9 protein-coding genes are annotated in these 11,589 nt (G+C 33.1%); all 9 read right to left on the bottom strand.

Annotated elements, in window-relative coordinates:
- Window positions 1-1,618: 1,618 nt before the first annotated feature.
- The 9 genes from ACTVAI_RS08685 to ACTVAI_RS08645 all read right to left on the bottom strand — a co-directional run bounded on the left by ACTVAI_RS08685 (window position 1,619) and on the right by ACTVAI_RS08645 (window position 11,312).
- Entirely contained in the window at window positions 1,619-2,773 is a 1,155-nt protein-coding gene (locus ACTVAI_RS08685) for a glycosyltransferase family 4 protein (RefSeq protein ID WP_443486420.1), read from the bottom strand.
- 241 nt (window positions 2,774-3,014) lie between these two features.
- Window positions 3,015-4,220, bottom strand: a complete 1,206-nt coding sequence (locus ACTVAI_RS08680) for a glycosyltransferase (protein ID WP_443486419.1) — start codon at window positions 4,218-4,220, stop codon at window positions 3,015-3,017.
- A 3-nt stretch (window positions 4,221-4,223) separates the two neighbouring features.
- Window positions 4,224-5,348 (bottom strand): non-hydrolyzing UDP-N-acetylglucosamine 2-epimerase, encoded by a 1,125-nt coding sequence (gene wecB / locus ACTVAI_RS08675; RefSeq protein ID WP_443486418.1) that lies wholly within the window; start codon window positions 5,346-5,348, stop codon window positions 4,224-4,226.
- A gap of 5 nt (window positions 5,349-5,353) precedes the next feature.
- On the bottom strand, window positions 5,354-6,463 hold the full coding sequence (locus ACTVAI_RS08670) for a capsular polysaccharide biosynthesis protein CapF (RefSeq protein ID WP_443486417.1): 1,110 nt from the start codon (window positions 6,461-6,463) through the stop codon (window positions 5,354-5,356).
- Complete coding sequence (locus tag ACTVAI_RS08665) at window positions 6,438-7,481, bottom strand: polysaccharide biosynthesis protein (RefSeq protein WP_443486416.1); 1,044 nt, start codon at window positions 7,479-7,481, stop codon at window positions 6,438-6,440. The genes ACTVAI_RS08670 and ACTVAI_RS08665 overlap by 26 nt, the downstream gene beginning before the upstream one ends.
- Window positions 7,468-8,694, bottom strand: coding sequence for a glycosyltransferase family 4 protein (locus ACTVAI_RS08660; protein ID WP_443486415.1), 1,227 nt, complete (start codon window positions 8,692-8,694; stop codon window positions 7,468-7,470). The genes ACTVAI_RS08665 and ACTVAI_RS08660 overlap by 14 nt, the downstream gene beginning before the upstream one ends.
- Window positions 8,695-8,709: 15 nt before the next feature.
- On the bottom strand, window positions 8,710-9,435 hold the full coding sequence (locus ACTVAI_RS08655; protein WP_443486414.1) for a GNAT family N-acetyltransferase: 726 nt from the start codon (window positions 9,433-9,435) through the stop codon (window positions 8,710-8,712).
- Complete coding sequence (locus ACTVAI_RS08650) at window positions 9,425-10,054, bottom strand: sugar transferase (protein WP_443486413.1); 630 nt, start codon at window positions 10,052-10,054, stop codon at window positions 9,425-9,427. Before ACTVAI_RS08650 ends, ACTVAI_RS08655 begins: the two co-directional genes overlap by 11 nt.
- 28 nt (window positions 10,055-10,082) lie before the next feature.
- Window positions 10,083-11,312 carry a DegT/DnrJ/EryC1/StrS family aminotransferase gene (locus tag ACTVAI_RS08645; protein WP_443486412.1) on the bottom strand — a complete coding sequence of 410 codons (1,230 nt, stop codon included), beginning with the start codon at window positions 11,310-11,312 and terminating at the stop codon, window positions 10,083-10,085.
- Window positions 11,313-11,589: the final 277 nt, after the last annotated feature.

The following is an 11,589-nucleotide window of genomic DNA, read 5'->3' as shown; positions in this document are numbered from 1 at the left end:
CCATTTCAGGTTTCACGGGCACTTTGGGGGTATAACCTGGCCATTTTTGAAAAGAATGTTTTTCTTTCTGAATTCTCTAATTTATCCGCAAGAAAAAAGGGTGTGCCGGGCGAAAGCGTCTTTCAGTAACTCCACCACTTTTTAATAAATAAAATGCGGTATCCTTGTGCCGAGTTTCGCACTACCACATCATGTGTGAAAATTCATCTCCGACACGCATGGATAGAACTGATGGACGCTTACTAGGACAAATTAGCAATCACAATGTAATTCAACTGGAAATCTTGATCAGTACAGAACTGGTCACTCATGTCTCTGACCTTGGCTACCTCGACTTTGAGCTGCTCGATTGTCTTTCCCACGATGGCTTTTTCTTTGTCTCCGGATCAAGAAGAATTCCATAATTCCTGTCCTAAATCCCTACAACTTGCCGCTGGAAAGCTTATTGGCAGCAATCAGAAGTCGAAGTCGTATTGGGCAAGAGGGACTCTTCCCTCATCAATTCTTACCCTCTGGTAGAAATCAGCAAGATGTATCGCTAGGGCTGAGAGATTAGTTGTTTTTAAACACTTAAAACAACAGTTATGTTTCAATATTGTTATAGTGAAGTCTATAATGGCTTGGTCAAGTAGTTTCGCCCGAACTTCGACCTATATGATTAAGTTTCGTATGGAATTACCTTTGCCAGTTTAGAGCTGATGAGCTATTGCAATCTGAAAGAGTTACCTTTTATACAAACATTTTTAAAGTAAATCGGCTATGCAATGGATTTTAAAGTTTGTGCATCATTAGTGAATGATGCGCAGCTAAATCTCTAAACAATATTTCATACTTGACTTATTACTATTTTAGATTGTTGCTAGCTCTCTTACGTTTTTTACCAATCTATATTTAAGTCATTTCTCTCTTCTTACTCGCTAGATTACGAGAGTAGTGGATTACAAACTTCGTCTCCACGTTTTTGGGAAAGAATGAATAGTCTTTCAATTTCAAGTTTTGAGCAATAAAGTCAGTCTAATCGATACGAAGACGATTTGTACTTTATTTTCTATCCATTTTAATGCATGGAGAAGATAGTAAATTATAGGACGGACATCTTCAAATAGTAATCGTTAAATGTTCTACCAATTACTATTTCAAAATAGATTTTTATCTAAGGAGTGTTAATATATGAGATGATTAAAGATTTTTTGTTCATTTCTCTAAAAACTTTGGCATTCCTCAGAATTATGAAAATCTATTCCATTTTGTAGCGAATAAAAGTTAAAAAATTAACTACATTTAATTTCTTTTGAATTAAAAGCACATTTTGAAAAAAGCAAGTCAATTGTATTGCATAATCAAGCGATTCAAAAGCATGTGGAAAACTCTTGTCTAACCGACTAAACAAGCAATTGATAAGTTAAAATTCTAGTGTAAACTTTGATTTCAGTCTAGAATTAAAAAAATAAATTAAAATTAAGAATTCCTGAGTTTAAAGAATCTTAATTTTTTTATTCTTAACACTGATCAATATTATAGGCTTTAAGTCTGTAGGTGTTCAATTAACATTTTAAAAACAGAAAATAACTCATAATTCCCTTAATATAATTTTTTAAACAAGAAATACAATTTTTTTCTAGGTATTAAATAAGGTTCTTAATTTAGCTATTTGATTTTTGTATTCTCTATCACTTAGAGATTCATATATATGAAAGTTATTATCTTTTTTGTATTCACTCTCTTCAATAATTCTTGTTAAGATTTTGGCAGCAGAAGCAGTATTATTTAATGAAAATAAATTATTATTATTTATGACTCTCTCTCTATTAGATGAATGATCTTCCATAATTACTGGGCAACCACATACTTGAGCATGTATCGAACTTAGAGAAGTTTCTTTAGGGAAAATGCAGATGTCGCTAGCTGAATAATACATTCTTAGTTCACTGAAACTTTTTGAAGAATCAATGGTAATATTAATTTTACTTTTAATTTTATCCATTTTCGGATTAAAAATTTCATCCATATACTTAGTATCTTTCGGTCCTATAAATAACAATTTAATCTGATGCTTATCGATAAGATTTTCGTCTAAACAATTCACAATATCAAACAGAATGTCAGGTCGTTTAAAATCATCAAATTTTCCAATATAAGCCACTACAATATCTTTACCTTTATACTCATAATGCTGCCTAATTTTTTCTCTAGACATTTCATCTAAGAACATTACATTCTCATTATAACCGTGCTTTAAAAAATCTATTTTTTTCGGAGATATTCCTAAAGCGATGAGATATTGGTATTCTTCATCTCCTAAGGCAAATATCTTGTTATATTTTTCAGTTCTATTAATGATTGTTGCAAAAAATATTTTAAAAAGTTTATAGTATAAAACTCTGAATTTATTTTGTGATGCTACCCAAGACATATGACAATCTCTGATTATTGAATACTTTCTTTTTTTCCTAAACAAAATTAGATCTTTGAAGTCTCCAATACCATGCATATATACAACATCTGGATTAATCTTATCAATAATTTTAAATAGTTTTTTAAGGAGTATTCTGCTAGATACTTTAAAATAACTTTCCAACCTAATAACTTTCACACCTGTTTTAACTTCAAAATCTCTATCTGCATCTCTAGATATATTCTTATGAAAGGGAGACATATCTTTTGATGTGATTAAATATACTTCGTCATTAAACTCTTTTCCGGCTATCAACAACTCATTTATTTGATACCCAGCTGTAGGATCAAAATAGTCTTCTACATGAACTATAATCATAGAATCACTTCCTCACTTATAACCACTTAGTCTTTGTAAATTTGCCTTCCCTACTTTAATCCTATCTCCACCGATTATCAACCCTTCAACATAATAGATGTACATATTTATGCATCTCAATCTTTTTGAGCGAAATGGATCGAATAGATTAGCAGTTACATAGAAAAGTATTTAGTAACTTAGCTCAAATTCAGTTCTTTTATATTTTCTCATTACACAATAAGATGCTGTCTTTTTCCTTTCAGTTTGCCTTCATGATTAAATTTTGAAAAAGATTTAAATATTTATTATATACAGCGACTTTTTCGAATTCTTTTGATTGTTCTATACATGCCTCACTATTTTTTTTCTCATAATCTAAATTTTTGATAGTTTTATATAAGCTGTAGAAATTCCCCTTTTCGATAACTTCTCCGGTCTCATTATTTAAAGCTTCCGGGCTCCCACCAGTATCAAATGTAATAACTGGAGTTCCACATGCGAGTGCTTCTACATTTGTTGTTGGAAAATTATCTTCTAAAGTAGGATTAACATAGACATCAGCTGCTGTATAAATCTCAGCCAGCTCTTTAATATCATTCGTTCTAGAAATTGCTAAAATATTTTTATTTAATTTCTTATTTTGTTTTTTATCAACTCCTACCACTATTACTTTAAATTCTTTATTCAAATGTTTTGCAAGCTGATTAAAATAAATTAATCCTTTCCTTTCATCCCACATACTAGCTACACCTAAAATGATTTTTTTGTTGGTTAACTCTTCTTTATCTCTGAAATTACTTGGTGTGACTTTAAACTTAGATAAATCAATTCCATTATGAATCACTTTCACATCATAGGATGATAAAAACGATTTCTTTACTATATTGGCTAGCCAATTGGATGGTGTAATAATAGTCATATTGCTTATTTGAGTTAATAAACTTTTCTTTTTCAAGAAATTCTTTCTTGAATTATCTATAAAAAATGACTTAGGATATTCTAAGTTTTGTTTTTTCTTCAAATTCATCATAGGAACTTCACCATTAGAATCTAAATCAAAGTAAGCACTATGCCCAGATATGGGCCAAGCATCATGCAGAAGCCAAACTATAGGCACATCTATAGTGGCAAAGTAATTAAATAAAATTTCAATATTTAAATAATATCCATGAATGTTATGGAGAAGAATAATATTTGGCTTGTATTCTTCTATTTGCTTAACGAAAGTTTTTGTTGCTCTTTTCGATCCAAAACCATGTAAATCGAGAAATCTTGTTTTTAATACGTGTGTATAAAAATCAATTTTTCCCCCTATTTTTATTGTTTTATATCCCTTTGGTGCAGTCCCTCTACCATAAGCGATGCAGCACTCATGTCCTTCTTTCTCTAGGACATCATATAAATCAGTCGCGATCCTTCCTGTACTCCCATACCCACAAACGCTATTAATTTGAAGAACTCTCATAAACTACTTCCTCCAAACTATTCTATTTATATAGTCTGTGTAACTTAATATAATTCTTATCACTTTTTCTGAAACATTCGGCATAGAATAATCTTCAACTGTTCTTAAAGTATCTTTTTGTTGAAAATCTAAAATGCTCAAAGCCTGTAAAATTCTTTCTTTTTTTAAACCTACCATCATAACTGAAGCTTCTTCCATTGCTTCTGGCCTTTCATGTGTTTGCCGAATATTTAATGCATTAAAACCTAGAATAGAGGATTCTTCGCTAATTGTTCCACTGTCACTTAATACAGCCTTAGCGGTTAGTTGTAGTTTATTATAATCGATGAACCCAAGGGGTTTCATCAATTGAATGTTGTCATTAAAAGTTACGTTTGTTTCTTCAATCATTTTTCTGGTTCTGGGATGTGTACTAACAATTATTGGATAAGCATATTTCTCTGCTACTGCGTTTAAAGTATTTACTAAATCCATAAAATTTTCTTTAGAAGCTATATTTTCTTCACGATGGGCTGAGACAACAAAATATTTATTCTTTTTCAATTTTAATCTTTCAAGAATATTTGAGTTTTGAATGTCTTCTTTTCTTGAATTTAATACTTCAAACATTGGGCTCCCAGTTTTTATAACCTGATCTGCTGGTAAACCTTCTGCTAGCAAATATTCCCTAGCAATATCACTGTATGTTAAGTTTATATCAGCAATATGATCCACTATTTTACGATTAGTTTCTTCTGGTACTCGTTGATCAAAGCAACGGTTTCCCGCTTCCATATGGAAAATAGGAATTTTTCTTCTTTTTGCTGCGATAGCGCATAGGCAGCTATTAGTATCCCCTAAGACTAGGAATGCATCAGGGTTTACTTCTTCTAAGATAGGATCAATTTTAATAAGGATATTTCCAATTGTTTCAATAGCTGTACCTGTTGCAGCATTCAAAAAGTAGTCAGGTTTTTTCAAATTAAAGTCCTCGAAGAATACTTCATTTAGTTCATAATCGTAATTTTGTCCAGTATGAACTAAAATATGTTCAATCGCTTCTGATTCTTCTAGTTTATTTATTACTGCGGATAGTCTGATAATCTCTGGACGAGTACCTACTACCGTCATTACTTTTAACTTCTTCACTTGTGTCAAACCTCCAAATAGTATGTGTCTGGTTGTTCAGGGTTAAATGGCTCATTTACCCACATAATCGTAACCATATCAGTTTCACCGATATTTTCAATGTTATGCGTATACCCTACTGGAATATCAAGAACTTCAATTTTATCGCCACTTACCTGATACTCAATAACTTTGTCTGAATCAGGTTTACGGAATCGTATGATTCCTTCACCACTCACTACCACAAATTTTTCATTCTTTGTATGGTGCCAATGATTTCCTTTTGTTATTCCTGGTTTAGAAATATTGACAGATACTTGACCTCTATCTGGCGTACGAATGATTTCTGTAAAAGATCCACGGTTATCTACATTCATTTTAAGAGGATATGAAAATTGATCTTCAGGCAAGTAACTTAAATAAGTGCTGTACAATTTTTTCGTAAATGAATCAGCCATGTTAGGAACAGTTAGCTCTTCTCGGCTATTCTTGAACGACTCAAGGAGTTCTACAATTCTCCCTAGTTCAACTTGATGAACTATCGGAACCTTACAATACTGACCATCTACCGTTTCATTTCCAAGAAGTGCTAGAGTTAACTCTTCCACAACATCATCAATATAAACTAAATTCATCAGGACACTAGGGTCATTAACTGTAATCCGCAAGTCTCTTGCAATGTTATAGCAAAAGGTCGCGACTGCACTGTTGTAGTTCGGCCGACACCATTTTCCGAACACATTCGGAAAGCGATAAATCAAAACTTTAGCCCCTGTTTCTTGGCCGTAGTTTCTTAACAGCTCTTCGCCGGCTCTTTTACTTTTCCCGTATGGGTTGTCCAATTCTGCTTGAATGGAAGAGGAAATCATAATCGGGCTTGTGTTATTATTTTTTTTCAATGTTTCTAATAAAATAGAAGTAAAACCGAAGTTTCCTTCCATGAACTCATCTTCCGTTTCTGGGCGATTCACTCCCGCTAGATGAAAGATAAATTCAGCATTATGACAGTAATCATTTAATAAATGTAGGTCGCTATCTATATCAAATTCATAGATTGTGTGATCTGTAGTCGCTTTTAAATGTGCTACAAGGTTTTTACCGATAAATCCTTTAGCCCCGGTAACTAGAATGTGCATTAACTTTCCATCCTTTCAACTCTTCTTGGATGTAGTCAAGTTTGAGTAATTTTTCAACCATGCCGTCAACTGTTAGTTGTTCAGTGTTATCAGAGTTGTATTCTTCTAGGTGAGGTAATGCCTCCATTCCTTCATCAAAGAATTTACCATAGTTCAAGTCTCTTTTATCAGATGGAACGCGGTAGAACCCTCCCATGTCAATTGCATGAGCAGCTTCTTCTGTCGTTAATAAGGATTCATACATTTTTTCTCCATGACGGATACCGATTGTGTTTACTGGAACGTCTGTGCCGAAAATCTTTTGAAGAGCTTCTGTTAATGTGTAAATCGTTGCGGCTGGAGCTTTTTGGACCATGATGTCCCCTGCTTCGGCGTTTTCGAAGGCAAACATTACTAAATCAACTGCTTCTTCTAGACTCATCATGAAGCGAGTCATGTCTCCGTCTGTTACAGTCAGTGGTTGGCCTAGTTTAAGCTGTTCAACGAATAATGGAATGACACTGCCTCTAGAAGCCATTACATTGCCGTATCTCGTTCCACAAATCAACGTTCTTTCTGGATCAACGTTTCTGGCTTTGGCAACAAATACTTTTTCCATCATCGCTTTGGATGTTCCCATGGCATTGATTGGGTATGCAGCTTTATCTGTAGACAAGCAGATTACTTTTTTTACTCCTGCTTCAATTGCAGCATTTAACATATTATCTGTACCAATTACATTTGTTTTTACAGCCTCCATCGGGAAAAACTCACAGGAAGGAACTTGTTTTAGAGCGGCTGCATGGAAGATATAGTCTACTCCGTGCATTGCATTTCGGATGCTATTAATATCACGGACATCACCAATGTAGTATTTGATTTTTGGATTATTGTATTGTTTCCGCATGTCATCTTGTTTCTTTTCATCACGAGAAAAAATTCTAATTTCTTTTAATCTTGTATTTAAAAATTTTTTTAGAACAGCATTACCAAAAGATCCTGTGCCTCCAGTAATAAGTAAAATTTTATTTTCGAACATCATAATGCCTCATTTCTGAATTAAAGTGTTTTTCGAGTATTTGAACAGATTTAGCTATAGAGAAATTTTTCTCCAAATACTTTCGTCCGTTTGTTCCTAACTCTTTACGATTAGGATTCCTTGACATCATCTTAACTGCTTCTACAAAATGATTTTTGTCAGCTGACCATACCCACTCTCCACATTCAGCATCTTCAACAAGTTTTTTTAAATCAGTTACTTTATCAGTAGCTGCAATGACTGGCTTAGAATACTCCATATAAGATAAAATTCTAGACGGGTAGTTAGGTATTGTAAATCGCGGATCCAGAATTATTAATCCCACATCACTCTCTTTAGTAATCTGTTCATACTGGGGTCTCGGTAAATTCTCTATAATCTTTGCGTTAGTTATTGATTCCCTATTTATTATTTCTTCTAGTTTATGACGTTCCGTTCCTCTACCAACAAAAAGAAAATATATGTTAGCCTCGTTTTTACATTCAACTATAGTCTCACAAAGCAAATCAATATACTGCGGCTTACCCATATTTCCACCAAATAAAAATACACACGCGTCATTTGGTATATCATATTTTTCCCTCATCGTTTGCTTTTGTGGTAATATATCGTCTGTTATTTTTTTTGTGTTTGGGAACAGCTCAATTTTTCGCTCATCTATCTGAGGATTATTTTTTATAATAAATTTTTTATTGGCTTCTGACATACAACCAATTATACTTGCAGATTCATAAAGGCGCTTCTCTTTATTCTTAAAAAAGTGGTAAATGAGGCTATTTTTTTTTATTATGCCGATGTCGACTGCATTTTGCGGGAAAATATCTTTTAACATTAAATAAGATGGGCAATTAAAATGTTTTCTTGCCCAGTTAACTAAGCTCGCATTTGTTACTGGGGGAGCTTCATATAATATAAAGTCAAATTCCCTATCTTTTAAGTGTCGAGCAATTCCCTTTCTCATAAGAAAGGGAATTCTCAACGTAGTAATTCCTTTTTCTAATAATCCAACATCATAGTAATTGCCCGTAACTATTCGGATAACTTCAAAGCCACGTTCTATTCCTTTTTTGGTCTCCGATAGGTTTCTAGCCTGTTCAGATACAACTACAGTAACACTATGTCCTGCTTCATGTAATGTTTCAGCCAAATCTGTATAAATCGTTGCTCCTTTATCCGGTTCAGGAAATGAGGTTGCTATATATAATACTTTCATTACTAACTCCTTTTATTACCGCCACAAATGATATATACTTCCACAGCTTACATACTTGAATCCCATGGCAGTATAAAATTGATTCGCTGAAATATTGTTGACTTGCGTTCCAACTTTAAGTGATGTGATTTTCTTCTGAGAAAGAAACGTTTCTAATGTCTTCATTAATTTTCCGCCAATTCCGTGCCCTTGGAAACTACTATCAACTGCTATTAGTTCTATTACTGCATTATTTTTATTAGTTATGGAAAATAAAAGGTAACCCAAAACATTCTCTTCTTTTTTAGAGATAACAAAATATTTATTCTCTTTCTCGAATGCATTTTCCGTCCAATGAACATAGATACGTTCAGATTCTTTTATTGGTAGATTAGGGTCATTAAAAAATCTAGAATGCTGAAATGATTTATTAGCGATATTTATAATTTGATCATTTTTGTGCAGATTATTTGTGACATATGTATTCTCATCTTTAAAGTTGCTATTGTTGTTTAATTTTTTTTCAAATTGAATGTTTACATCCGCCAGGAAGGCATTAGTTTTATTTGCAATCCAAATATTGTTTTCTTTTCTGTTACCATAATTTGAAATCGTAACAAACTTAAATTCATTTAAAAAGTCAGAAATTTTTTGTTGGTCTTCATTACTGGTAGCCCCAAAAAGATTTACTCTGCCGCACTCTATTCCAAAGTAATTTGTATCCCATTCCAAGTAATTACATTCATAACTTTTATTGTCCATAGGTATTTTCACCACTTTTATTTGCCATTCGTTGTTCTGAAAACACGTCTTCTCTTCTCAATACAGATACAATGGTTTTAAAAAATATTTTCACGTCCATCAAAAAGGATAGATGGTCAATATAGTAAATATCATTCTGTATTCTTTCTTTCCAGGGAATAGTATTTCTAAAGTAGGCTTGGTTATACCCTGTTACTCCAGGTCTTACTTCAAGTTTTCTTGACTCAATGCCCTCATATAATTCTTTATGTTCAGGAAGATCTGGTCTTGGTCCAATGATACTCATATCACCTTTAATAATATTTAAGAGTTGAGGGGTTTCGTCAAGACTCGTTTTTCTAATAAATTTCCCAATTTTTGTTAACCTTGGATCATTTTCTGAATTAAATGTAGAACCATCTTGATTTCTAATGTCAGGTGAATTAAATTTCATAGATCTCAGTTTATACATTTTGAAAACTTCCCCGTCTTTTCCCAAACGAGAAGAATTATAAAAAATTGACCCTCTATCTTGAAAATATATTAATGGCCCGATAAACACTAAAATAATCAACCAAAATGGTAAAGCTATTATCGCTAAAAGCAAATCTAGTACTCTCTTTAGAAAAAATCGATACACGCTTTTTCACCTCTTATCATAGATTCAATCATATCTGTAACATGCTTAAGATATACTTCATGTTTTCTGTTATATATTTGATATCATCGTCTTTTAACAATGTATGAAGTGGTAATGTTATCTCATTCTTATACATGTTATAGGCATTAGGGTAATCATCGATATTAAACCCTAGATTTTTGTATGCAGTAAACATAGGTAGAGGTTTGTAGTGCACGTTTGTTGCAATTCCAGCGTCAGCCATATGTAGGATTACTTCATTTCTTTGTTCTTCAGTAGCATTTGGTATCCTTGCCAAATACAAATGTCCTGAAGATGAATGTTGGTCACTATAGTGTTCTAACGTTTCAATACCTAGTGGAAGTAAAGCTTCATCGTATATTTCAATCATCTCACGTCTTCTTTTTAACATGAATTTGTATCTTTCCAGTTGAATAAGACCTACTGAAGCAACTATATCCGTCATATTGCATTTATATGCAGGATAAACGATATCATACTCCCATGAACCTTTTTGCGTTTTTGCTAGTGCATCTTTGGACTGACCGTGAAGACTATAAAGCATAAATTGTCTATACATTTCGTCGTCATCAATACCTAGATTATTGCGCCAAACAACAGCGCCACCTTCTGCAGTCGTAAGATTCTTAACTGCATGAAAAGAAAAACAAGTGAAATCTGCTACTTGACCACAATTTAATCCATTTCTTTCAGCACCAAAGGCATGTGCCGCATCAGCCATCACTACTACTCGATTAAAAATTTCTTGTTGCAAGTTATTAGCTTTGAATAAATGTTTTTTGTTTTCTACTGCTTCATAAATTTTGTCATAATCGCACATTCTCCCTGCCAAATCAACAGGTATAATCATTTTTGTGTTTTCATTTATAGCATCTGCAAGTTTTGAATAGTCCATTTCAAATGAATCTGGGGCAGTATCGACAAGTACAATTTTTGCTCCAACATGATCAATAATAGAAGCAGAAGCAGTATACGTATATGCAGAAGTGATAACTTCATCTCCTGGTCCAATACCCAGTATTCTCAAGACACCTTCCATTGCAGCTGTAGCGGAATTTAAACATACTGCTCTATCTACACCTACAAACTCAGCAATTTCTTTTTCGAACTCTTTAGTACGAGGACCAGTTGTAATCCACCCTGATTTAAGTGCCTTTACAACTTCATCAATTTCCCTATCAGAAATATCAGGAGGGGAAAAAAGAATGTCCCTATATTCAGTAGTAATATCTATCATATTTATTCATCCTCACTTTTTATTTATCAAAATTTCTACTATTTACACCTTTAAAATTTGTGATGTTCACGCTAGTTGACCTTGCAAATGACCTCGCTTATCTGATTGTTCATAACAGTTAATTAGACTTCAATAATAAATTGTTATTCCTACGTCGATTGTAAAATTAAGCTAGACAAATAAAAAAGCCATTCGTGGTACACTCAAATTGTAATTCCGACCAAAGAATACATAGGAGTGATCACGAATGACCTACACCCATCTTACCACGGATGAA

Source organism: Jeotgalibaca sp. A127 (assembly GCF_052266745.1).
GTDB lineage: Bacteria > Bacillota > Bacilli > Lactobacillales > Aerococcaceae > Jeotgalibaca.
The sequence above is the reverse complement of the archived record's forward strand: the minus strand, read 5'-3'. Positions and strand labels throughout refer to the sequence as shown.